At 45.5% G+C, this 24,446-nt stretch carries 22 protein-coding genes and 1 other annotated feature; of the genes, 10 read left to right on the top strand and 12 right to left on the bottom strand.

Annotated elements, in window-relative coordinates:
* Positions 1-13: 13 nt before the first annotated feature.
* Positions 14-619, top strand: a complete 606-nt coding sequence (locus tag D3H55_RS12775) for a rhomboid family intramembrane serine protease (protein WP_119547299.1) — start codon at positions 14-16, stop codon at positions 617-619.
* A gap of 210 nt (positions 620-829) precedes the next feature.
* Here the strand turns inward: D3H55_RS12775 and D3H55_RS12770 are convergent, their stop codons facing one another.
* From D3H55_RS12770 to uvsE, 3 genes are all read right to left on the bottom strand, one after another.
* Positions 830-2,293 (bottom strand): PH domain-containing protein, encoded by a 1,464-nt coding sequence (locus D3H55_RS12770; protein ID WP_119547323.1) that lies wholly within the window; start codon positions 2,291-2,293, stop codon positions 830-832.
* Positions 2,286-2,765, bottom strand: a complete 480-nt coding sequence (locus tag D3H55_RS12765) for a PH domain-containing protein (RefSeq protein WP_119547298.1) — start codon at positions 2,763-2,765, stop codon at positions 2,286-2,288. Before D3H55_RS12765 ends, D3H55_RS12770 begins: the two co-directional genes overlap by 8 nt.
* A gap of 65 nt (positions 2,766-2,830) precedes the next feature.
* Entirely contained in the window at positions 2,831-3,793 is a 963-nt protein-coding gene (uvsE, locus tag D3H55_RS12760; protein WP_119547297.1) for a UV DNA damage repair endonuclease UvsE, read from the bottom strand.
* A 62-nt stretch (positions 3,794-3,855) separates the two neighbouring features.
* On the opposite strand from uvsE, the gene D3H55_RS24300 reads away from it, so the two are divergent.
* Positions 3,856-4,113 (top strand): hypothetical protein, encoded by a 258-nt coding sequence (locus tag D3H55_RS24300; protein WP_168413070.1) that lies wholly within the window; start codon positions 3,856-3,858, stop codon positions 4,111-4,113.
* A gap of 8 nt (positions 4,114-4,121) precedes the next feature.
* Here the strand turns inward: D3H55_RS24300 and cshA are convergent, their stop codons facing one another.
* Both cshA and D3H55_RS12750 read right to left on the bottom strand, forming a co-directional pair.
* Entirely contained in the window at positions 4,122-5,594 is a 1,473-nt protein-coding gene (gene cshA, locus D3H55_RS12755) for a degradosome RNA helicase CshA (RefSeq protein WP_276310236.1), read from the bottom strand.
* A 301-nt stretch (positions 5,595-5,895) separates the two neighbouring features.
* Positions 5,896-6,588 carry an alpha/beta hydrolase gene (locus D3H55_RS12750; protein WP_119547296.1) on the bottom strand — a complete coding sequence of 231 codons (693 nt, stop codon included), beginning with the start codon at positions 6,586-6,588 and terminating at the stop codon, positions 5,896-5,898.
* Between the two features lie 84 nt (positions 6,589-6,672).
* Between D3H55_RS12750 and D3H55_RS12745 the strand changes: the two genes are divergently transcribed.
* The gene (locus D3H55_RS12745; RefSeq protein WP_119547295.1) at positions 6,673-7,317 is read left to right on the top strand and encodes an HAD family hydrolase; all 645 of its coding nucleotides are present in this window, start codon (positions 6,673-6,675) and stop codon (positions 7,315-7,317) included.
* Positions 7,318-7,399: 82 nt separating this feature from the next.
* On the opposite strand, the gene D3H55_RS12740 is transcribed toward D3H55_RS12745, so the two are convergent.
* The 4 genes from D3H55_RS12740 to D3H55_RS12725 all read right to left on the bottom strand — a co-directional run bounded on the left by D3H55_RS12740 (position 7,400) and on the right by D3H55_RS12725 (position 12,829).
* Positions 7,400-8,773: a UDP-N-acetylmuramoyl-tripeptide--D-alanyl-D-alanine ligase gene (locus tag D3H55_RS12740; protein WP_119547294.1), complete on the bottom strand. Its 1,374-nt coding sequence runs from the start codon at positions 8,771-8,773 to the stop codon at positions 7,400-7,402.
* Between the two features lie 124 nt (positions 8,774-8,897).
* On the bottom strand, positions 8,898-9,974 hold the full coding sequence (locus tag D3H55_RS12735) for a D-alanine--D-alanine ligase (RefSeq protein WP_119547293.1): 1,077 nt from the start codon (positions 9,972-9,974) through the stop codon (positions 8,898-8,900).
* 406 nt (positions 9,975-10,380) lie between these two features.
* Positions 10,381-10,797, bottom strand: a complete 417-nt coding sequence (locus D3H55_RS12730; protein WP_168413069.1) for a universal stress protein — start codon at positions 10,795-10,797, stop codon at positions 10,381-10,383.
* A gap of 562 nt (positions 10,798-11,359) precedes the next feature.
* Complete coding sequence (locus D3H55_RS12725) at positions 11,360-12,829, bottom strand: SulP family inorganic anion transporter (RefSeq protein WP_119547291.1); 1,470 nt, start codon at positions 12,827-12,829, stop codon at positions 11,360-11,362.
* A gap of 287 nt (positions 12,830-13,116) precedes the next feature.
* Here D3H55_RS12725 and D3H55_RS12720 point away from each other — a divergent pair, with 287 nt between their 5' ends.
* Positions 13,117-14,370, top strand: a complete 1,254-nt coding sequence (locus D3H55_RS12720; protein WP_119547290.1) for an MFS transporter — start codon at positions 13,117-13,119, stop codon at positions 14,368-14,370.
* 85 nt (positions 14,371-14,455) lie between these two features.
* Here the strand turns inward: D3H55_RS12720 and D3H55_RS12715 are convergent, their stop codons facing one another.
* Positions 14,456-14,551 carry a YjcZ family sporulation protein gene (locus tag D3H55_RS12715; protein WP_113927699.1) on the bottom strand — a complete coding sequence of 32 codons (96 nt, stop codon included), beginning with the start codon at positions 14,549-14,551 and terminating at the stop codon, positions 14,456-14,458.
* A 191-nt stretch (positions 14,552-14,742) separates the two neighbouring features.
* Complete coding sequence (locus D3H55_RS12710; RefSeq protein ID WP_240628567.1) at positions 14,743-15,588, bottom strand: protein-glutamine gamma-glutamyltransferase; 846 nt, start codon at positions 15,586-15,588, stop codon at positions 14,743-14,745.
* A 295-nt stretch (positions 15,589-15,883) separates the two neighbouring features.
* Between D3H55_RS12710 and D3H55_RS12705 the strand changes: the two genes are divergently transcribed.
* A complete protein-coding gene (locus tag D3H55_RS12705; protein ID WP_119547288.1) occupies positions 15,884-16,453 on the top strand; it encodes a GNAT family N-acetyltransferase in 570 nt (189 codons plus the stop codon).
* Positions 16,454-16,591: 138 nt separating this feature from the next.
* On the opposite strand, the gene D3H55_RS12700 is transcribed toward D3H55_RS12705, so the two are convergent.
* A complete protein-coding gene (locus D3H55_RS12700; RefSeq protein WP_338067941.1) occupies positions 16,592-17,383 on the bottom strand; it encodes a hypothetical protein in 792 nt (263 codons plus the stop codon).
* Between the two features lie 140 nt (positions 17,384-17,523).
* Between D3H55_RS12700 and mgtE the strand changes: the two genes are divergently transcribed.
* The 5 genes from mgtE to argS all read left to right on the top strand — a co-directional run bounded on the left by mgtE (position 17,524) and on the right by argS (position 24,427).
* Positions 17,524-18,882: a magnesium transporter gene (gene mgtE, locus D3H55_RS12695; RefSeq protein ID WP_119547286.1), complete on the top strand. Its 1,359-nt coding sequence runs from the start codon at positions 17,524-17,526 to the stop codon at positions 18,880-18,882.
* Positions 18,883-19,025: 143 nt separating this feature from the next.
* On the top strand, positions 19,026-19,298 hold the full coding sequence (locus tag D3H55_RS12690; protein WP_119547285.1) for a hypothetical protein: 273 nt from the start codon (positions 19,026-19,028) through the stop codon (positions 19,296-19,298).
* Positions 19,295-20,596, top strand: coding sequence for a hemolysin family protein (locus D3H55_RS12685; protein ID WP_119547284.1), 1,302 nt, complete (start codon positions 19,295-19,297; stop codon positions 20,594-20,596). The genes D3H55_RS12690 and D3H55_RS12685 overlap by 4 nt, the downstream gene beginning before the upstream one ends.
* Positions 20,597-21,217: 621 nt before the next feature.
* Complete coding sequence (locus tag D3H55_RS12680) at positions 21,218-22,396, top strand: FtsW/RodA/SpoVE family cell cycle protein (protein WP_168413068.1); 1,179 nt, start codon at positions 21,218-21,220, stop codon at positions 22,394-22,396.
* A 61-nt stretch (positions 22,397-22,457) separates the two neighbouring features.
* Positions 22,458-22,665: a binding site (T-box leader), on the top strand.
* Between the two features lie 73 nt (positions 22,666-22,738).
* Positions 22,739-24,427: an arginine--tRNA ligase gene (gene argS, locus D3H55_RS12675; protein ID WP_119547282.1), complete on the top strand. Its 1,689-nt coding sequence runs from the start codon at positions 22,739-22,741 to the stop codon at positions 24,425-24,427.
* The last annotated feature ends 19 nt before the right edge of the window (positions 24,428-24,446 follow it).

Genomic DNA, 24,446 nt, shown 5'->3' with positions numbered 1-24,446 from the left:
GGTTATGCAAATAATGTTCGTCCGAACTGAAAGTTTTTCTCAATTTCTGCGACTCTATCCAGTAGTATCAATTATCGTATTCATTCATCTGCTGTTATTCAGCGTCACGTGGATTCCGTTCCTTCCCGAAATCTGGGTCTATGAACATTTTGCCGGAATCAACCTATATATATTCAACGGTGAGTGGTGGAGGCTTGTCACTCCTATTTTTGTTCATTTGGGATTTTCCCACCTTCTGTTCAATTCGTTTTCTCTCATTCTTTTTGCACCGCCGCTCGAAAGGATGCTGGGCAAGTTTACATTTACAGCTGTTTATCTCAGCTGCGGCATCATTGCCAATATCGCAACATACTTTTTGAAGCCGCTCACCTACAATCATGTAGGTGCGTCGGGTGCCATTTTCGGTCTGTTTGGAATTTATGTCGGCATGGCCCTGTTTCATAAACATCTGATTTCCACTCAAAATAAGCAAGTGATCATCCCTATAGTGGTGATAGGTTTGGTCATGACATTCTTTCAATCCAATATCAATATCACCGCCCACCTTTTCGGGCTGCTGTCCGGCATCGTCATTTCGTGGCTGCTGCTTCCCATTATGGTTAAAAAAACGCGTTATTAAACAAACAACGGCATGCAAGGGGGCTTCACACCCCATTGCACGCCGTTTCGTTTTTACATTTTTTCACAACTTTCCTGTTATACAGGGACATCAGGTTAACTTCTCATAATTGATGTTTCTTACTCCTCAGAAAGCCTGCATTACTTCCAGTAATCTTCCTTCTTATTGTTACCGCTCCAACCGCTGCTTACACAATCCATGCTTATACGCTTAGACACCCTGTTTCTCAGGATAATACCATTCATATATGCTTTTTACACTTTGATCATCGAGGTCGATGATCCTGCCAGCTGCCCCGGTTTCCCCTGATTTAACCGTCGCCCTCAGGTTAGCCAGTTCTCTTTTAAGCTGAAAGAAGTTCTGCTCTGTCTCAAGTGATTGAATCCTGTGTTTTTTCATCAATAATGTATGTTTCTGCAGCATTCGGTATTTCAGTCCCAGCTGGCTGCCTTCGATACTCCATCCTGCACTCCGGAACTTTGAATAGCCCAAAAGCCAAAAGGGGATATAGAGAAGCAGCGACCACAATCCCAACGGCCAAAAGGTAATGGACAAGCCGGCAGCAATTGCTGTGACAAGCAGGCTTTCCCTGAATAAATAACGCCTCAGTGACCTTTTGGGAACAGGTTTGAAGTCGACGGAAACCTTGTATTCAGGCAGGATATCCTTGATGATTGCAGCAATTTTTTGTTTTTTGATCATCGGAAGGATTTTAATCGTGCTGCTTTCCTTCTCCAGCACAGAACCTCCCGCACTTTCAATCTGGACTGCAGCAAAACCCAAAGGCTGCCGAAGGATGTTTTCTGAGATCCTGACTCCCTGGATTCGATTCAACGGCACGGTCATTTGCTTCTTTTCCAGAAGCCCCCGGGTGATGACCAAATCATCTCCCTGTTTTCTGACAGTGAAATCTGCGTAAACCAGCAATGTTCCGATGATCGCTAATATCCATGCTGCCAGGAGGCCCAGTATGACTACCACTGTCACAAAAACAACGCCGCTCCGCACAATTTGCTCCAATTCATTGAAGACAGCTTCATACGGTATGAGTTCATCAAACTGAGATAGAAAGAACAACACTCCTGAGATGACGACGCCGGCGCCTCCGGAAGTTGTAGCCATCAGCAGCAAGTCTTTAAAGTTCATTTTGAACACGACGTCCCCATTTTCCCCGGAGACAGCCTGCTCCTCTTCTGCAACCTTATTTCGCTTTGCCGTTTTCGCTTCATTGATGATCCTCTGAAGTTCACGGGCTTCCTCTTTGCTGATGGCAGTCAGTTCCGCCTCCGCCTGCTTGGAATCAGAAGAGCCCGCTGTTTCCACTTTCACCCTGACAAGGCCGAATGGACGCTGCAGGATGCCTTCCGTGAGATTCAGGCTTTGAATTCGGTCGAAAGGGATATATCTTTTCTTCTTAACGAAAAGGCCGTATTCAATTCTGAGTTCGCCATCTTCGAGCCAATATGAGAATCGCAGCCACTTGATGATCCCCGAAGCAAGGAGAAAGATCATGATGGCACCACCGATAATAAACGGAAGCCATTCCAGGAATCCCTCGACTTTCTCTCCTCTGTTCAAGAAAACTAAAAAGACAAATGGGATAATAAGTTCCTTTAATTGCTTTAAAAAATTGGCAACTGCCGAGATGGGGTGAAGCTTCTTTTTCTCAGACATCATCTTCAGCCACCCTTGCCAGAGCAGAAATTGAATTGCGCAGCTCATCGGCTTCGTGCATATCAAGTGCAGGGATATCGTGAGTCGTCGCTGCCGTCGATATCGTTATTGTGGCTAAATCATATTTTCGGAGCAGCGGCCCTTGCACGGTATCAACGTGCTGCACCCTGACCATGGGCACAAGAGTCCTTTTCACAAAAAACACGCCGCGTTGAAGCTCGATTTCCTGTTCCCTCACTTCATACCGCCATCTCTTCCATCGTATAACCGGAAACAGCACTGCAAAAAAGTATGTATAGATAGCCGCCAGGGCAACCGCCGCCACTGGTATCCACAACGGCCATTCAAAAATAATTGCCAAAACCAGCGCAGCGGCAGCGAGGATGATTACGCCGGCTGAATGAATCAGCCCTGTCCATCTCCAAACCGGGAGCGCTTTCTCCGATATTCTCGTGTTGGGTTCGTTCACCATTATTCTGCCTCCAATCCTTCCCTTTCCATTGTATACGATTGCAGGCACTTTTTAGTTTCATTTCCCTATAATATTTCAAAAGATGCCTTGTCCACCCAGCGAAGCTGTTTATTTTCTCCAAGCTCCTCCACTAACCGGAACAAGGCGTCGTCCTTTTTCTTCGCTTCAATCATGCAGTCGATCTGCTTTACCGATCCTTTTATTTCATTTAGGAAGTCCATGAACATATTTGGATCAATGTATTCAGCGTGAGCTTTATATTCTTTATCAGAACGTGGACTGGAGATATGCATTTTCACAGGAAGTGGTGAATTCGTCCATGTTCCAGCCACCCTCCCCCAATCCTCTTCCCAATCTTTTTCATGATTTGCAAGGTGATGATGGTAGTCGAATACCATCGGGACTCCAAGTTTTTCACACAGATACAGCGTATCATGCATGGTGAAAACCGTATCATCATTCTCAAGGATGATCAGATCCTGCAATGAGACAGGGGTCAGGCCCCAGTTATGGATAAACTGTTCCAGGGCCTTTTCTTTATCCTCATAAGCTCCCCCGACATGAAGGACACAGCGGTGTTTCGGATCCACTGCCATTCCTTTCAGCATAGCCTCGTGAATCTTCAATGTTTGCAAAGTGTTCTTTAAAGTATCTTTATTAGTTGTATTGAGAAGAACAAAGTGATCCGGATGAAAACCGATCCTCTGGGGATGGCTTTCGATGAAATCCCCTATCTCACGTAAAGGTTCTTTGAGTGCCCTCATGAATTTCCAATCCTTCAACTCGGGATGGTTGGCAAGGGGAACCAGCTTTGAGCTGAAGCGGAAGAAACGGATATCATTTGCCAGATTATGTTTGAGGAGCCTGAGGCAGTTTTGCAGGTTCGACACCGCAATCCGTTCCAGTTTGCGCAGTCCCGCCTCCCTGTCTTTCAGCTGAAAAAACTGCTTATACGTCATTGTCTGGGACGGCGAGGCATTCTCTAAATGTACACTCATCGCCACATATCCCAATCGAACTATCGTCATATCTTTCCCGCCTTTTTTGTAGTAGTATCTGCGATTGGAGAGGGTTCTATCAGGAAAGCTTCTTGGATTGGTTATTGCTGCCTGCTGCTGAGGCGAATGACGAGAACTGCGTGCCGGATATCAGTCAATTTGTGTTCGATATCAATGGTTGCATGTCGAATATCAGCCAATCCGTGTCTAATAACGATCGCTGCGTGTCGAATTTCAGCCTTGCCTTTTCTAATAATTTTCCATTGTGCGGTTCCACTCGCAAACTGATCCACTCTCGCGGGTGGTTTCCCTGTAAAAAAAGCCATTCCCGGCTGAGGGAATGGCTTTGAGTCATTTATTAAGATTCGCGCTGCTGTTTGCGGCGAGGGTTCCTTGAAGAAGAACGGCCTCGTGAAGAAGAGTAACCTTGTCTTCCTCCGCCTTTGCCTCCGCGGTTAGATCCTTTTTTGAAGTCGCGCTTTCCGCCACCGCGTCCTCCGTTGCCTTTGTTTGGAAGAGGCCTTTCTTCCGAGATTTGAACTGGAGTATCATCCGGCTCTTTTGTCATGAGACGGATAGCTGCGGCTACGATATCAACACTGTCATTTTCATCAAGAAGCTCTTTAGCCATTCCGCGGTAATTTTGAAGTTCGTTGGACTTCACAGTTTCAACAAGCTTCTCCATTGCCAGGCGCTGCTGTCCTTCAAGCGCCTCGACAGAACTTGGCGGCTTCATTTGAGTCATGCTCTTCTTCGTTGTTTTCTCAACGATGCGGAGGTAACCCATTTCTCTTGGTGTGACAAACGTCATCGCCATACCTTCTTTACCTGCACGTCCTGTACGTCCGATACGGTGGACGTAGCTTTCAGGATCCTGAGGGATATCGAAGTTATATACGTGAGTAACGCCTGAGATATCCAGTCCGCGAGCTGCTACGTCAGTAGCAACAAGGACATCGATACGGCCTTCCTTGAACTGGCGGAGAACGGTCATACGTTTCGCCTGGCTCAGGTCACCATGGATTCCTTCTGCAGAGTAGCCTCTAAGTGTCAATGCACGGGCAAGTTCATCTACACGGCGCTTTGTGCGTCCAAAGATGATGGCAAGTTCAGGTGATTGAACATCAAGAAGACGGGAAAGCACATCGAATTTTTCTTTTTCATGAGCTTTTACGAAATACTGCTCAATGTGGGGAACCGTCATTTCTTTTGATTTTACACTTACTGTTTCAGGGTCCGTCATGAAGTTATTCGCAATCTTGCGGATCGGTCCAGGCATTGTTGCTGAGAACAATAATGTTTGGCGCTCATCCGGTACATTCTTCAAGATGGATTCGATATCTTCGATGAATCCCATGTTCAGCATTTCATCCGCTTCATCCAATACAAGCGTGCTTACGTTGCCAAGCTTCAACGTTCTGCGGTTGATATGGTCAAGCATACGTCCAGGCGTACCGACGATGATATGAGGGTTCTTCTTCATCGCGCGGATCTGGCGCTGGATATCCTGCCCGCCGTATACAGCCAATACGTTGACTCTTTTGTCCTGGCCGATCTTGTATAATTCTTCTGAGACCTGGATGGCCAATTCACGTGTCGGGGCAATGATAAGCCCTTGAACGTTCGGGTTTTTCACGTCGATCTTTTCCACCATCGGGATACCGAAAGCAGTAGTTTTACCAGTACCTGTCTGTGCCTGGCCGATAACGTCCTTGCCTTCAAGCGCAAGCGGAATCGCACCTGCCTGGATCGGTGTAGCTTCTTCAAAGCCCATGCGATTGACCGCTTTTAATGTACTAGAGCTTAAATTTAAATCTGAAAAATTCGTCAATTTCTCATTCTCCTTTTTGTTTGTGATACTTTTATTTTATTGACATGGTCTACATTTTCCTAAAGAGAACCCGGCCATAGTCTAAGCACCCCTCAAAGTAAGGGGGGATGGAATTTACCGAGAATATATTTATTAAGAAAGCCGTGTTTTCCTTATCGGCAACGTGTTTGGGACAATTTCTACCCTACAAAAAAAATTACTCTTCTTAAAGAAGAGTTTGCACAAAAAAATGTGAACAATGTTATGGCTATGTTACCACTAATAGAAAAAGATTTCAATTAAAGTAAAAATATCTTGCTATTCACTTTTCTTTCACAAGGAAATCTTTTACCTTCTGGAACAGCTCTTCACTGTCATCGCTGTGGCAGATCAGATGTTTTGCTTCTTCCGAAAAATGCCTTACCTTTTCTTCATACGTAATTTCCTCATATAAGAAATCTGCGCTTTTCGGGGGAACGATTCCATCCTTTTTCCCTTGAGCGATAAACACAGGGATCTTGATATCCTTCAGCAGGGGCTTGGCCATCATCACCACTTTCCTGAACTGATAGGTGGCCGAGATGGGCGTATCCTTGATTTTTTTCTTGTACCTCAGATACAGTTCATTATTGGCGAGTTCCCCTTTGAACACATCCCTGAAAACTTCCCTGATGTCGACCAGGAGCTGCTTTGGATTGACATAGTAAGCTGCCGCACTCAATAACACAAGTTTTCCTACTGGGTATTCCACAGAAAGATAACTCGCTATCAAGCCCCCCATGGAAAAGCCTATAACATATACTTCTTCACATTCTTCCAGCAAAGCCTTCAATTCTTCCTCTGCGTGTTTCACCCATTCATCTGCCTTTTTCCCTTTCAAATCAAGGGTTTCCCCATGTCCCGGCAAGGTGGGGACAACGATTTTCCAGTCTGTATGCTGTCGGAGATAGCGGGCGAGAGGATCTACTTCGTAAGGGCCGCCTGTAAAACCATGTATAAGCAAACATCCATTCATCATTATCACCGTTTTCGAGGTATTATATTTACTGTGGATCCTATTTTTTAATGATTCTTGAATTTTTCTTAAGGAGGTCTTATCATGAAAGCCATTTTATTTGATTTGGACAGGACTCTGCATGACAGGGATGCTTCGGTTCTGGCATTTTTGGAGATGCAGCATCAGAAATTGAACGCCCTTCATCACACATCCATTCCCCGGGCATATATCGACCGGTTCATCGAACTCGAATGCAAGGGGTATGTTTGGAAGGATAAGGTGTACAGCTCATTGGCAGAGGAGTACAGCCTTCCCCTGTCCGCTGAAGACCTGCTCCATGATTACCGGACCAATTTTCACTCGCACTGCCTGGAGATGGACGGAGCTGCCGAGACCCTGCACTTAATCAAGGCAAAGGGATATAAATTGGGAATGATCACAAATGGCAGGACAGATGTGCAAAACGGAACCATCGACGCCCTCGGGCTTCGTGACTATTTTGATATGATCTTGATTTCCGAAGAAGCCGGGGTGAAAAAGCCTGATGTGAAAATCTTTGAAATGGCTGCGGAAGCGCTCAATGTTTCGCCTTCGGAATGTCTTTATGTTGGCGACCATTATGAGAACGATGCTGCCGCGGCCATGAGTGCCGGAATGAAAGCCGCCTGGCTGGCAGATGGAGATTCCCCTGAAACCAAAGCAGATATAAAGGTCGGCTCTTTGGCTGAACTGCGGAAGCATCTCTGATCAGAGTTGGCCCTTAGATTGGTGCCGGGTCCAAGTGGATTTGGAGCCGGCACCGGCCATGAAGGCGCCCATCCCTAACCAGTTATCTCAGCTGCTCGATGACTTCTTCCAGCTTCATTCCCCGGGAAGCTTTGAAAAGAAGGATTTCATCACCTTCAAGGATACTTTCGAGCTTTTTGCCCAGTACCTGTTTGTCATCGAAGCTGAAGACATTCTCTTCGCCGATATTTTCTGCAGCGCCTTTAGCTGTCTGCTTGGCAAGAGTTCCATAAGTGAAGACAAGATCTATCTTCCCTTTTTTCACTTCCTGGCCGACTTCATAATGGTAAGCCTCTTCATTCGGCCCCAATTCGAGCATATCGCCCGCTACAAGGATTTTTTTGCTGTAGCCCCGAAGCTCTGACAACAGATTGATGGCTGCTCTCATGGAAGTCGGACTGGCATTATAGGCATCATTGAGGAGTTTTTCTCCGCGCTTCCCTTCCAGCATCTCCATCCTCATCTGCGTCAGCTTCAACTGTTGGAACGCTTGCGGCATTTCTTTATAATCTATACCCATTTCTTTGGCAATAAGCATGGAAGCGAGAGCGTTCATGACGTTATGGCCGCCAAGGACCGGCAGTTCAATTTCTGTATCCTCCGCTGCGTTCACCCTGAACAAGCTCCCGGATTCCGTGGTTTTCACCTCTAACGGATACAATGTGCTGCCCTCGCCATTTCCGAAGGTTTCCACTTTGAACGGCCACTCTTTTCCGATTCTTTCTTGCAGCAAAGGTTCATCTCCGTAATACACAAACAAGCCGTCTTCCTTTAACCCGCTGATGATCTCCAGCTTTGCTTTTGCGATGCCTTCTCGTGAACCCAGGTCTTGAAGATGGGATTCCCCGATATTGGTGATGATGGCTGCATCCGGACGGGCAATATTTGATAACTGTTCAATTTCGCCGAAACCGCTCATACCCATTTCCAGCACAGCGACTTCTGTATCTTTTTCTAAATCAAGGATGGTCAGCGGCAGTCCGATATGGCTGTTATAGTTTCCTTGCGTCTTCTGAACTTTATATTTCAGGCTCAACAGGTTTGCAGCCATATCCTTTGTGGTTGTCTTCCCATTGCTCCCTGTAATTCCGACAACTTTGATGCCGAGTTCATGGCGGTAGGCAGTGGACAGGTTCTGCAAGGCCTTCAGACTATCCTTCACTATAATGATCGGCAGGCCTTCAGGAGGGTTGGGAACATCTTTTTCCCACAGGGACGCAGCCGCCCCGCTTTCGATTGCCCCTTCCACATACTTATGGCCGTCGACATTTTCCCCTTTGAAAGGAATGAACAAATTGCCTTTCTCAATCTTTCTGGAATCAATGGAGACTCCTTGGATGGTGACATCCTGAAATGCCGATAAATCATTTTCTACCTGTATCATCCTGGCTATTTCGCCTAACGTCTTCTTTATCATTCCGACAGCTCCCTCTCAGTTCGCCCATTTCCTTTTATTATAGGCTCTTTTTCTAACTTTGTTACTCTCTAGTATGTATAAAAGAAGAGAGCTGACCAGTTTCTTCCGTCAGCCCCTCAGAGTCTTACATAGTATGTTTGATATTCTGCTTTTCGGCATGGCGTTCTTGTGCCAATTGGACAAGGCGTTCGATCAATTCAGGATACTCGACCCCTGTATGCTTCCAAAGGAGCGGGAACATACTGAAAGGAGTGAATCCAGGCATCGTATTCACTTCATTCATATAGATGCTGCCGTCCTCAGTCAAAAAGAAATCGGCACGCACAAGCCCTGAACAATCCAAAGCTTTGAAAGAATCGACTGCGATACGTTTCATCTCTTCATACACGTCTTCCGGAATTTCAGCCGGGATGATCAGGGCCGTATCTCCATCTTCGTATTTCGCTTTATAATCATAGAAATCTTTTTTCGGTAAAATTTCTCCTGCTACAGAGCACTCCGGTTCGTCATTTCCAAGGACACCAAGCTCGATTTCACGCGCCTTGACACCCTGCTCGATGATGATCTTGCGGTCGAATTGAAATGCTTCCTTAAACGCGAGGACAAGCTCTTCACGGGAAGTCGCTTTGCTGATCCCTACAGAGGATCCCAGGTTGGCTGGTTTGACGAAACATGGATAGCCCAATTCTTTTTCCACTTTCAAATATGCCGCTTCATGGTCGCTTTCCCATGTTTTCTTCAGGAACCATACATAATCCACCTGCGGTATTCCCGCCTGCGCATATAGGTTTTTCATGATGACTTTATCCATTCCGGCCGCTGAGGCAAGGACACCGTTACCGACATAAGGAAGATTCAGGAGTTCCAGCATCCCCTGCACCGTTCCGTCTTCACCGTTCGGTCCATGAAGCAGCGGGAGAATCACATCGAATGTGCCTTCTTCTGAATCGGATGCATCCAACGTCGTGCTCAATGCATTCGGCGCAATGGCTTCCCCTTCCGAGTATGCCAGCTGCTTCGCATTTTCGACAGGACCTTCCAACTGCGGCCCCTTGATCCACTGCCCTTCTTCTGAGATGTAAATCGGGTGTATATCATATTTATCATTATCAAGTGCGCCGATAACAGCTTTTGCCGTCTGCAAAGAGACCTGATGCTCCGCTGATTTGCCGCCGTATAGTAAACAGATTTTCGTTTTCATAAATATATAGCCTCCAAAAATGTGAATAGATGTTTCTATTTTATCACTTTCGCCTAAAAGCGGAAGAAGGATTATGCAGGAAAAATAAATTATATCTTACTATCATAAGTTGTGCTGAGCGGGCTAAACATATGAGTATCCTTAACCTATGTTATCAGCCTATGCAGACACTGATGTAAAGCAACAAAAAAGTCTATGTACCTCCGCTTTTTCTTTCGCTGTAAAATATACCCTCAGCCACGCCATTATCAAACATGCTTATTTATGAAGGAACGGTGCTGAAGCTATTCCCTTGAACGCAATGAACGCACCGAGAGGGACTGTCCCTCTCAGTGCGTTCATGCGTTAAAGCTTTGATCTTTCACTCGACATAACCAGACAAATTCCGGGTGGTGCCTGTCACCGGTCATTTCACTACCAGCACCGGCCTGTCCGATTTTTGTACGACTTTATGGCTGACACTGCCGAGCATAAGCTCTTGTATGGCGTTTAAGCCTCTGCTTCCGATTACGATCATATCCATATTTTCTTTTTGTGCACATTCAATGATTTCTTCTGCAGGATCTCCTTTTGTCAAGTTGACTGAATAAGAGAGGCACGCTTGTTCAAGCACGGTTGAGATCGGCTTCAGTTTTTCCTCCCGCTCCCTATGCCTTGCCCCGGGGTTCATTCCAAGCCAGGCATCATGCTTGGAGGCTTCATGATCAATCACATGCACCACCATCAATCTGTATTCTTCATCACCCTTCAGCAGGGTCACTACATGTTCAGCCGCTTTGCTTGAATGCGGTGATCCATCAGACGCCAATAGTATTGATCTCATCATTTACACCTCTTTTGATTTTATTTTATCAAATGCCCCCTTGTATTGAAGCCTTCTTTTGAACCATTTGTCTAATTGCCGGAGAATTTGTTGAAGAGCATGACTTTGGTCCTGAAGGAGTCCCAAGAGGAGGGTGGATCAATCAACGTAATCCCCGGGAGCTGCCTCGACGTCTTTTATTTACTATTTCCCTTGTTGAGGATTGTGAAACATCTTGCGGCTTTTTTTCTTCTCTTCCGCTTTGCAAAAAGGCTCCAGGAACTCTGTTGGGACCTTTTCTTCTCTCATCCGCCACGGAAATGGACTCTATAACCTCTCTAGAAGCCTTTTCTCTCCCTTCTGCCATGGAAATGGACCCTACAACCTCACGAAAACCACTTCTTTTGGAAAAATCACAAATGCTGGTTTCCCTCCTTCATCTCAACGCTTTTCTCTCGAAAAGGGAGAGTAACTTAACGGGAATTCCCCAGTCAATTCCAGCAATATTATTTGAAATTCTCACTCCGAAAAGATCCTTCAAAACAAAAAAACTGCTCTTCCGTAGAAGAACAGTCTCTTAATCTTAATGGCCTGAAAGCTTGGCGCCTTCTTTATCGTGCACGGCCAATTTATCTATTAAGTTTGAGCTTGCGTCATTCATGCCTATAAGTGTCACCGAGGCACCGGATTCCCTGAGCTTCAGGACAATACGGTCGATGGCATTGACACCTGAGTCATCCCAAATATGGGCTTTGGATAGATCAATCTCCACTTTATCTGCATTTTCGTTATAATCAAACGCTGCAATGAAGTCAGTAACAGACGCGAAGAAGATCTGGCCTGTAACCTGATAAATCCGTTTCCCTGTCTGCTCCTCAACGAAAGAGCGGACATGCACTTCAGAAATTTTTGCAGCAAAGAAAAGGGCACTTAATATGATACCCGCAAATACTCCTTTTGAGAGATCATGGGTATAGACGACCACTGCCACCGTCACTACCATAACCAGTGAATCTGTAATAGGCGCTTTTTTCAGCGATTTTAAAGAACCCCAGTCAAATGTACCAATAGAGACCATTATCATGACGCCCACAAGCGCCGCCATCGGAATTTGGACAACCAGATCACCAAGCACAAGGATAAGGAACATCAGGAATACACCAGCGACGAAAGCAGACAAGCGTCCGCGCCCGCCAGACTTGACGTTGATGACCGATTGGCCGATCATCGCACAGCCTGCCATTCCGCCGAAGAACCCGGCAACAATGTTTGCAATCCCTTGTCCTTTGCTTTCCTGGTTCTTGTCACTTGCCGTATCTGTCATATCATCGACTATGGATGCTGTTAATAAAGACTCCAGCAGCCCCACCATAGCGAGGGCGATGGAATAAGGGAAGATGATAGCCAGGGTTTCCATGTTAAATGGGATTTCCGGCACCAGGAACATCGGAAGTGATCGTGTCAGTTCACCCATGTCTCCAACCGTTTTGACACCCAGTCCGCCAAAAATAACAATCATGGAAATGACTATGATAGCAATCAATGGGGATGGTACAGCTTTCGTAAACCTTGGAAGAATATAAATGATAGCAAGTGCACCGGCAATCAAGGCATAAACCATCATGCCTTCACCAAGGAAATGAGGAACCTGTGCCATGAATATCAAGATGGCCAAAGCGTTTACGAATCCCACCATAACTGAGCGGGGAATGAATTTCATGAACCTGGACAACTTGAACACTCCGAATAATATCTGCAGGACACCTGTCAAAATCGTGGCAGCAAACAAATATTGAAGTCCGTGATCCTTCACCAATGTGACCATGACAAGTGCCATTGCACCTGTAGCGGCAGAAATCATTGCAGGACGTCCACCCACAAACGCAATCACAACCGCGATACAAAAAGAAGCATATAACCCAACCATCGGGTCGACACCCGCAATGATGGAAAACGCAATCGCTTCTGGAATCAAAGCCAAGGCAACCACGATGCCTGAGAGGATATCCCCGCGTACATTGTGAAACCATTCAGTTTTATAGTTTTTGAACAAAAACGTGCACCTCTTTCTAGTAAAATAGTATTTCTTTTCCCATAGAAAAGACTCCGACTAAAACATCAGTAATCATACCTTCTATAGATAAACTTAACAAGAGGGTATGTAAGCGCTGATTTCCTATGTTTTCTCCTAAATACTTTGTCTTTCTAATCCTACCTTCATCAGTTATAAAAATTTCGCCCCTCTAAAGTTTAACTATTCTGAAAAAATCTTTTTTGTAAGTCATATCTTTACAATTCCTGGCTGGCTTTTTGCTATCCTAGAAAAAGGAGGTTTTGACAATGCATTCAAATGCACCTATACATACGAAATTTTATTACGGCTGGGTAGTGGTTGCTGTTGCAGCACTGGCTGTGTTTTTTTCAGGCCCCGGCCAAACGTATTCAGTTTCGGTATTCATCGACAGATACATCGAAGAGTTCGGGTGGAGCCGCTCTCAGGTTTCTTCGATTTATTCTGCCGCAACTCTTCTTTCCGGTTTATGTATGTTCTTCGTCGGCTGGTTCATCGACCGGTTCGGACAGAGGCGCATGTTCGTTTTTGTTTCCATCGGCCTTGCTTTTGCCTGCTTTCTGAACAGCATGGTTGCAAACATAGCCATGCTCTTTATCGGCTTTTTCCTTATCCGTTTGTTCGGTCAAGGTTCACTTACCCTTATCCCGAATACGCTTGTACCTCAATGGTTCATCTTGAAACGGGGCAAAGCATTGAGTTTTATGGCGATCGGAGGATTCGCCAGCTCTGCGGCACTTCCGCCGGTCAATGCATGGCTCGTCGCTCAATACGGGTGGAGTTTCACATGGCAGGTATGGGCTGTGCTTCTTCTCGTGATTTTCACACCACTCGCTCTCTTATTTGTCCGCAACAAGCCTGAAGACATCGGCCTGCTTCCCGACGGCCGGCAGGTAAGACCTGACCTCCCTGAAGAGGAGGAAATCGAATTCGAGGATAACTGGACTTTCAAGGAAGCCGTGAGGACCAAGGCCTTTTGGCTGCTCCTGTTCTGTGTCAGCATTCCTGCATTGGTCAACACAGGCATTACATTCCACCTCATCTCGATTTTTAAATGGAATGACTTGTCCGCGGGGTCTGCCGCTCTGGTATTGAGTCTGATGGCGCTTGTCGGGTTTCCTGTGACCCTTCTTGCAGGAAGGGTGCTGGACAAGGTGAAGGTCAACTATGTACTAGCCGGAATTTTTCTCGGCGAAATTATTTTTCTCTTATTTTTGTTCGTCACCAAATCACCGTGGCTGGCAATCGTATTCGGACTCCTTTGGGGCATCAGTGGAGGATTTGAAAGGATTGCCCTGACCTATATCTGGCCAAGTTATTTCGGGCGGGCATCCCTTGGACGGATCAAAGGGACCGCCACTACCGTAATGGTTTTGGGCTCTGCATTCGGGCCCCTGCCATTTGGTTTTGCTTACGATACCTTCGATGGCTATACAGAAATTCTGCTGCTGACTTTGATCCTTCCTGCTTTGGGCATCGCGGCTTCACTCCTGGCCACAAAGCCTTCTAGAGGAACTGCATGACACTCCATGATGCAATGTGAGGCCCGCTAATAGAGAAAATCCTGTGCAGGCTGTGCTGCACAGGATTTTTTTACGGAATTGTATATTAACACTTAGGGATGAAAGAAGCTCCGACGATAATCAGCAAGATGAACAACACGACGATCAATACAAAGTCTCCGTAACCGCGGGCAGGAGCCATCGGAGCACAATATCCATAAGCTGGCGCAGTGTAAGCAGGAGACACGGCAGTTGGTGCCATGTTCACATTAGGGGCTGCATTTACATTTCCATACATTTCTAGTCACTTCCTTTTAGGGCATATTTATCACTAACTATAGTACTCCGGATATGCGTGATGTGAGCCCGTCAACCCTGAAATTGGGTAAAAGTCTACCTTTGGGAACTATGGCCCTTGTACAGATAGCGCTGGTACCTCATGCGGGAGATCGAATCCTTATTATGGTGTGCAACCCAATGGTGTTTCTTCTGCCTGCTCCATTGTGAAACACCGTAACCTGCTGTGCTGTTAAATGAAAGCCTGGTTATCAAGTTGGTCAGGTACGCAGGCTGTGAGCTCCCTTCCCTCCTCATTTCATTAAGGAAATCAATGATCTCGTCCCCCGTCATGATGCCAAGCCCATGTCCAAAATACCGCCCGTCTTCCATCAAGACTGCGTTCTCTCCCCTATACCAAGGGTTTTCCTGGCTGTAGTCAGGGTTACTAAAGTAAACAACATCGCCAGGAAGGATATGATCTCCATAAAAAGTGTGTAGCCCTAGATCCGGATCGGTATGCCAGCTGTATAAATAAAGATTTTGAAAGAGCCTGTTGAAGTCAGGCCGGGAAATGGTCTTCAGGACAGCATGATAAAAAAGGATGACGCAGGCTGTTGCACATTCAAAGGCATACTGCTGACTATTGGTGAAAATATCTGTGATTGCATCTGACGGGTTTACCCCGTCTTTCAGCATGAATCCTCCCGCACCTGTCAAGTTCCAGCAGGCAGGATTGCATGCAGCATAAGCAAAGGTTGTAAACACCGCTTTCCCTTCACTCATTTGCTTTGAACTTTCAATCATATGTTTCCTGTATCTCAACTCAAAGAGAAAATCTTTTTGCGATGGATATGAATAGACAGTATTGGCATCAGCCATTTTGTTTGCAATGCCGTTCTCAAGATTGTCCAGGTTCAGTGAATTCAGATTTTGATAAGGTCTTCCGGCTATTTGTATCATTTCATTTCCCATCCCCTTGGATAATTGTTACTACCATTCCTATTCGATACAGGGAGTGAAAATGTGAATATGGACAAAAAACAGGAATCTGATATATTTTCATATGAGCGCCGCTTATCCTGGTTTTCTTAGGGATTGATCCTTTAACGCTTTAAAGCAACCGGGGACTGTCCCCCGCCGCTTTAAAGCGGTGCAGTAAGAAAGAACCAGTAAGTATTTTCCTTTTGAGAAACAGCGAAGTATGTTTAAATAAAATAAAGATGTAATTTTCTGAATTAGACATAGGAGAGATATCATGACAATCAAAGGACCGAAAGTGCAGCTGAGGGCGGTCGAAGCGAAAGACGTTCCGGAGCTATTCAATCTCATTTATGGAGAAGACGACACTCTTCCGGAATGGAAGAACTGGGACGCCCCATACTTTCCGCACCCTAAACCAAACTATAAAGCCTACATAAAAGGGACCGAGAAAAAAATAAAAGAGGGCCGGGACAATCAAAGGCTGGCGATTGTAGCAGATGGCATCCTCATCGGTACTGTTACTTATTACTGGGAAAACCAGGACACCAAGTGGCTGGAAGCGGGAATCGGAATCTACCGCCCGGAGTATTGGAATGGCGGTTATGGGACAGAGGCTTTGGCTTTGTGGGTTGAGCATTTGTTTAGAACACTGGATATCCCGCGTGTCGGCATCACCACGTGGTCAGGGAATGAGCGCATGATGAAGGCCGCGGAGAAAATCGGAATGATCCTTGAAGGACGGATGAGGAAGTGCCGTTATTATAACGGCGAATATTATGATTCCATCCGGATGGGGATCCTGCGTGAAGAATGGGAAGAGAAGAAACCGGAATTTGTACTATGACAGGATGAGCGCCGCTTATCCTGTTTTTCTTCGTCCGAATCCTTTAACGCTTTAAAGCAGCCGGGGACTGTCCCCCGTTGCTTTAAAGCGTTACAGCAAAAAAGAACCAGACTAAGCACCGGGCTTGGTCTGGTTCTTTTAGTTGATATAAAGTCCCCATTCTCTTGTCTTCCGGTCGAAGACGAGGTGGGCGTATGGCTGATTGGCGGAACGGCGCCTGTAGTCTTCGTACATGGTGTCCATATGCATGTAATCACCCATGACCCAGATCGGAATCTTGATATTCCCTCTGCCTCTCACTGCCTTTTCGATTGAAATGGCTGCACCTTCTTTGATCTTCTCCTTCAAAGAGTACATGACATTTTTGGGAATCGGCGGAAGGCTGGAAACTCTTTGGCCCGGAATGAGGCGCTTTAAGGGCTTGTCCCCTTTTTGCTGCAGCAGCTTCGCAGAAATTGCACTGCCCAGCATGCTGTAGAAGTCATCTTGATAGCGGTAATAAGTTTTGTTGAACCAACCGTCATCATGGGAAAGGTAAACGAACCTGTTGTTCAATTTAGAATAAAAAGGAGAGTTCAGGCTTTGCTTGGTATGGCCAAGATAGAGGATTTCAGCCAGCTCCTGTCCGCTCAGCTGGTCGAGGCCGTCCACTTCTTCGAAATCAATCCAGCAGAAGTCTCCATAACTGTGTATATTATCCCCTGCTAATTTGCTGACCTCTTTCTTGCTGGTATACTCCATCATGGTGTTCATATTGAAGGAGCCATGATCGAATTGATGCTTGATCATCAACAGATGATTGAGAGGCTGCGGCAGGTTTTGTGAGAAATCACGGAACTCCAATCCGTAAGACATCACGTATTTCTGTGTCTCGTTTTGATGTACATAGATGACGTCCTTGAAATTGCCGTTCTGTTTCAGTTGTACCACATCCCTTATTCTGGAATCCGAATTCATAACGTTAATTTTATCAAATTTTGACGAAAATAATATTTTATTATGATTACATTTTTTTAATTCCGATTGTGTTTATAATAAAAGAAGAAATCTCCACCAAAGGAGGTCGGAGCATGTACAAGACATTGCCGCAAGACCAACTGACACTGCTTACCATCAAAGCACTAAAAGAAGGAAAGAAAAAAGAACTGCAGCAGATCATGGAAGAATTGCAGCCATATGATATGGCGTTGATTTATAAGGATTTGCCGGAGAAGCACCAATCCCGATTTCTCCTTCAATTAACTATACCCGTTCTGGCCGATATGATTCAGGAGCTTGACCAGGAAGATCAAATTTCCACCCTGCAAAAGATAGGGAAAGAGCGGTCCGGCAAGGTCCTGGACGATATGGATAATGATGATATCGCTTCACTGCTGGAAAACATGTCGCATGAAAGGATTCAACAGTTCCTGTCCGGAATGACAAAAGAAGAGTCTTCCATTGTCCAGGACATGATGAATTACCCTCCGGAAACGGCAGGGCGGCTGATGACCAACCGCTTTGTGTGGATCAGGGATTCCTATTCTGTCAGGGAAGCAGTCGACAAACTGAAAACATTTGCTGAATTTGCCGAAACCATCAATTACTTATATGTAGTGGATGATAAGCGCAAGGTGGCTGGAGTCGTCTCTTATCGGGACCTCCTTCTTGCCGATATGAATCAAATGATCAAGGACATCATGTATACCCGCGTCATCTCCATAGGAGTGGAAACAGACCAGGAGGAAGCGGCAAGGCTGATTGAACGATATGATTTCCTGGCCATCCCCGTCGTTGATGATGAAGGTATTCTGAAAGGCATCATCACATTCGATGACATCATCGACGTTGTCATCCAGGAAGCCAATGAAGATATTGAGAAGTTATCCGCTTCCGGTAAAGCGATCGATTTTGATACGAAATCCCATGTCGCTGCTTACAGAAGGCTGCCTTGGCTGATTCTGCTTCTCTTCATTGGACTTGTTTCGGGGAGCATCATCGCTTCCTTTGAAGAAACATTATCCCAAGCGGTGGCACTTGCCTTTTTCATGCCGATGATTGCGGGGATGACCGGGAATACAGGGACACAATCCCTAGCCGTTGTTGTCCGCGGACTGGCTTCCCGTGACATTGATATGAAAACGGTCCTGAGATTGATAGCGCGCGAATTCGGCGTTGCATTAATCATCGGAATTACATGCGCCATCCTGATTGCGATGATTGCCTATGTCTGGCAGGGCAGTTTAATACTTGGGTTTGTCGTTGGCGCTTCCCTGCTGCTTACGTTGATTATCGGCACAATGGCCGGAACTGTGATTCCGTTGATTCTGTATAAGCTGAACATCGATCCGGCTGTAGCATCCGGCCCATTGATCACAACCATCAATGACATCCTGTCGCTGCTCATCTATTTCGGGATTGCTTCATTTTTCATTCATTCAATTATATAAGTGGGACCTCTGTCCCCAATTGATAAGATTCCCGGTTTTTCCAATAGAAACAAAAAAGCTGAATGCCAGAATCCTGAAACCAGCAATGGATTCCAAAACAGCCCTATATATTAAGACTATTTACATCCGAATGGGGAAATGTAATGGTAATAGTCTTTTTTTCGGGAGGTGCAGTGGCCATTCCTCTTAACACAAGGCTGTTTTCGCATATATTGTTGCTTTCGGTAAAATCCCAGGTGCCGGATTTTCCCCCTGTATTCAAAGGTTTTACTCTCGAAAAAGAACGAGCAGCCCTTTTCTTTCCTGCTCACCAGGGTTTTTACGGCGATTTACCTGGATATTATTTAAATTTCATATTGAAAAGCAACAAAGTTTACGAAAAGAGCTTTACACAAAGGGGATGCCCTATAATATGATTGCTTTAAATCTGTTTCTGGTAGCTGTCTTGATTGGGTTGACAGCATTTTTCGTTGCTTCGGAATTCGCAATCGTCAAGGTGAGGTCAAGCCGCATCGACCAGCTTGTGGCTGAAGGGAGTACAAAAGCTGAGGCCGCGAAGAAAGTGATTTCCAATCTGGACAGTTACCTGTCAGCCTGCCAGCTCGGTATTACGATCACAGCGTTAGGTCTTGGGTGGCTCGGCGAACCGACAATTGTCGTCTTGCTGAATCCTTTATTTGAAAGCTTCGCCATTCCTGAATCTGCGGCTCATATCGTTTCCTTCATTATAGCTTTCAGCGTGATTACGTTCCTGCATGTCGTCATAGGGGAACTGGCCCCAAAGACATGGGCGATTCAAAAAGCCGAACAACTGAGCCTTCTGACAGCAAAACCGTTAATCCTGTTCTATAAGGTCATGTATCCGTTCATCTTCACTCTCAATGGATCTGCCCGCTTCATCACCAGATTGTTCGGCCTGGGTGCAGCCTCAGAACATGAAGTGGCACACTCTGAAGAGGAACTTCGGATCATTCTGTCTGAAAGCTATGAAAGCGGCGAGATAAATAAGTCCGAGCTGGAGTATGTAAATAAAATTTTCGAATTTGATAACCGTGTAGCTAAAGAAGTGATGGTACCCAGAACGGAAATCGTCAGCCTTGAAAAAGATACCCCGCTAAAGGAAATCGTCCGAATCGTTAAGGAAGAAGGCTATACCCGTTATCCGGTTACCGAGGGAGATAAGGATTCCATTCTCGGCCTCATCAATATCAAAGAAATCCTTACCGACTGCCTGACCAATGACTGTCCTAAGGATCAGCCGGTCCCGAATTACATTAAACCAATCATACGGGTCATTGAAACCATTCCGATCCATGATCTTTTGTTGAAAATGCAAAAGGAGCGGTCACATATGGCCATCCTTATCGATGAATATGGAGGAACGGCGGGACTGGTAACAGCGGAAGATATTATAGAAGAAATCGTCGGGGAAATACAGGATGAGTTCGATATCGACGAACGGCCGCTTGTACAAAAGCTGGGGGACACACACTACCTCTTCGATGCAAAATTTTTGATTCATGAATTCAACGACCTGCTCGGCACCACCCTTTCGGATGAAGAGGTCGATACAATCGGGGGCTGGATGCTCACTCAGAAATATGACCTGAAACAAGGGGACTCCCTGATGGAAGGCGGATATCGAATCACCGCAAAAGAAATGGAAGGACATCATATCTTTTATATTGAAGTAAAGAAAGTGGATGAGGACTGACCTGGGTGCACCGGGCAGTCCTTCTTGTTTTCCTGGAAGCATTAATTTGTCATTTTTGGGGTAATAGAATGATTGTCCAAGAATCCTTTCTTTGATAGAGTTAAAGATGATTGGTCCTGGATTTGGAGTGTACTTGTTTGTTCGGTTTGGCCCCATACTGCCGCTATAATCCGTTAGTTGCACCCCAGGTCATTGGTTTGGTTGGTTTATCGGTGAACAGCACTTTTTGTATCTGAAGTTTGAATTTCAGCCTGGTCACGTACTATTCTTTCGTACTTTGGCAGTCGACCTCAGTGATTAGCCTGATTTACACACCAATTAAATCGATTTTCGTATGTGAATCTCGTTGCTTTCATCTGGTTAAATACCAATCACAGTTTATTTTGTATGTGATCTCAGAAATTTAATCACAATTACATACATATCTCATTTTTATGAACTTGATCGGCTGTTGCACTTGCCATGTTTTCTATGTCTCGTGCGAGAGCCCGCCCATCCGTACGTCGCTGAACAGCCCTTGCGCTCTTCAGCCAAAAATTTACTAATAAAAACATTTTCATATTTCACGGACTTCCATTAAACTGTACTATAGAATTCAATTAGAAATTAAGGTGAATGCAAATGGAAACTCGCCAGCGTTTTTCAGATAAAATCGATTGGGGATTAATATTTTTACTGTTCCTCTTCTTCATTGTCAGCACAATTGCCATCAGCAGCGCCCAGCAGACAGGGCAATATGCCGGATATAACTTCGTATTGAGGCAGGCTTTCTGGTATGTTGTGGGATTTATTCTGATCGGATTCGCTCTTTTGTTCGATCCTGATCAATATAAAAGACTTGCCTGGTATGCATATGGCTTTGGGATATTTCTGCTCGGAGTGTTGGCTGTTGCACCTGCAAGCATTGCACCAGAGCGGAATGGGGCGAAGAGCTGGTTTGAACTGCCCGGCATCGGGTCGATACAGCCATCAGAATTTATGAAGACGTTTTTGATCCTCGCCATCGCCAGGGTCATCAGCAGTCACCATGAGAACAACCCAAAGAAGACTCTTAAGACCGATTTCATGCTGCTTGTGAAGATCGGTGTCGTCACAATGATTCCTCTGGGATTGATCATGCTGCAGCCAGACCTTGGTACATCACTTGTCATCATAGCAATCGTCTCCGGGTTGATCCTTGTTTCAGGGATCACCTGGAAATTGATCGTCCCTATTTTTACCGGGGTGGCTGCCATCGGCACTTCAATCCTTGCATTGGTCGTGTACGCTCCTCAGCTTTTGGAAAAATATTTGGGTGTCAAGCAGTATCAGTTCGGCCGTATTTATTCATGGCTTGATCCTTACAACTATCAAAAAGAGGAAGGCTATCACTTGGTCAACTCCCTGAAGGCCATCGGATCCGGACAGGTAATAGGGAAAGGTTATCAAGACAAACAGGTTTATATCCCGGAAAACCATACTGATTTCATCTTCAGTGTCATCGGTGAAGAATTTGGATTCATCGGCGCCAGTATTGTGATCAGTTTGTTCTTCCTGCTTATCTATCATTTGACCAAGACCGCTCTTGATATTAAAGAGCCTTTCAGTGCCTATGTGTGTGCTGGGGTCATCAGTATGATCACCTTCCACGTATTTCAGAATATCGGCATGACAATCCAGCTTCTGCCGATCACCGGCATCCCCCTTCCATTTATCAGCTACGGGGGAAGTGCACTGATGGGGAATATGCTCGCACTGGGATTGGTCTTCAGCATGAGGTTTTACCATAAAAATTACATGTTTTCGTCGGACGATTCGTAAATTTTTCCACAAAAAAGGTATCCATTTATATGGGATGTGTGTATAATACTTTCTAATAATATCAAGTTCGATGACAAAGAGAGTAGTTTCAAGGCCAGGACAATAGAGAGCCGGGGATGGTGGAAGCCCGGTGTTCCCCTTGAAATGAACCGCACTTTGGAGAAGCATATCCGAAACCATGCAGTAGGATATGCCGGGTCCATCCCGTTATCTGATGAGCTGCCCTGTTTGGGGAAGAAGAGTGGTACCGCGGGAAACCCGTCTCTATTTTGAGGCGGGTTTTTTTGTATCCAAAAAACAGCTCTTTGTCATTCAACACTAAATTATTTTGGAGGTGGAACCATGAATTTACATGAACTTTATGCAGATCTGCTTGATGGCCCGCTCAATATCCTTATGAGCAAAGAAGAAATATTGAGGACCATTGAAACACCGAAGTTTTCCCACCAGGGGGACCTTTCCTTTCCCTGTTTTCAGTTAGCGAAAAAGAAGAAACAGTCACCTGCTGCCATTGCAAATGAATTAGCCGGCTCACTTGACAGCCCTTACTTGCTGAAGGCAGAAGCCGCAGGTCCCTATGTTAATATCTTCTTTAAAGGAAACGAAACCGGAAAAGAAATCATGGCGGATATCTTGTCAAAAGGAGATGAATTTGGAACACACTCTTTCGGGGACGGAAAAGTCATCACTATCGACATGTCTTCCCCTAATATCGCCAAACCTTTTTCAATGGGACATCTCCGCTCTACTGTGATCGGGAATTCCATCGCCCTCCTGGCAGAGAAGTGCGGTTTTGAAACCGTCAAAATCAATTATATCGGGGACTGGGGAACTCAGTTTGGAAAACTTATCACTGCCTACAAAAAGTGGGGAGATGAAGAGAAGGTGAAAGCCAATCCGATTCCTGAGCTCTTCAGCCTGTATAAGAAATTCCATGAAGAAGCTGAGTCAAGCCCAGCCCTGAATGATGAAGGCAGAAGAGCATTTAAGCTTCTGGAAGACGGTGATCCGGAAATGGTTGAACTCTGGACCTGGTTTAAGAAAGAATCCCTTTCAGCCTTCGAGGAGATTTATGAACTGCTTGGTGTTTCTTTTGACTCTTACCATGGCGAATCTTTCTATAACGACAAAATGGAAGCTGCCGTAGAGCTGATCAAAGAAAAAGGCCTTCTTGAAACGTCGGATGGAGCAGAGGTGGTCTGGCTCGATGACAAAGGCCTTCCTCCTTCCCTCATCAAAAAATCGGATGGAGCAACGCTTTATGCAACCCGGGATATCGCTGCTGCCCTTTACAGAAAAAAGACGTACGATTTCTCGCAAGCCCTCTATGTCGTCGGCCAGGAGCAGACCATTCACTTCCGCCAGGTCATCGGGGTATTGGAAAAACTGGGGATGAGCTGGGCTGGCCAAATGATCCATATCCCATTTGGGCTTTTCCTTCAGCACGGCAAGAAAATGTCGACACGGAAAGGCAGGGTCGTCCTGCTTGAGGAAGTATTGAAGGAAGCAATCGCCATTGCGCATACGAATATCAAACAGAAAAATCCGAACCTCGAAAATGCGGAAGAAACCGCACGCTGGGTAGGAACGGGAGCTGTCATATTCCATGATTTAAAAAATGACAGAATGAATGACATTGAGTTTTCCCTTCATGACATGCTCACTTTCGAAGGTGAAACCGGTCCGTATGTCCAATATACTCATGCAAGGGCCCATTCCATCCTGAGAAAAGCCGCATCATCGCAACAGACTGAGTTTTCCGGCCTGAAGGACCCCGAAAGCTGGGAATTGATTAAGATTTTGAACAAATATCCTGAAGCGGTTCAAGATGCTTATTTGAATTATTCTCCATCTATCATTGCGAAATATTTACTTGCGGTGAGCAAAGCGTTTAATAAATACTATGGAAAAACAAGAATATTGGAGGAAAATGAAGAATTACCATCACGCCTGTTATTAGTAAAAACCGTCACAAATACTCTTAGTGACGGGTTGGGGCTTCTCGGAATCCAGGCACCGAAACAAATGTAGAGTGTCGATATTTCCCGAG

The sequence above is a fragment of the Bacillus salacetis genome (assembly GCF_003581585.1).
Lineage (GTDB): Bacteria > Bacillota > Bacilli > Bacillales > Bacillaceae_B > Rossellomorea > Rossellomorea salacetis.
The sequence above is the reverse complement of the archived record's forward strand: the minus strand, read 5'-3'. Positions and strand labels throughout refer to the sequence as shown.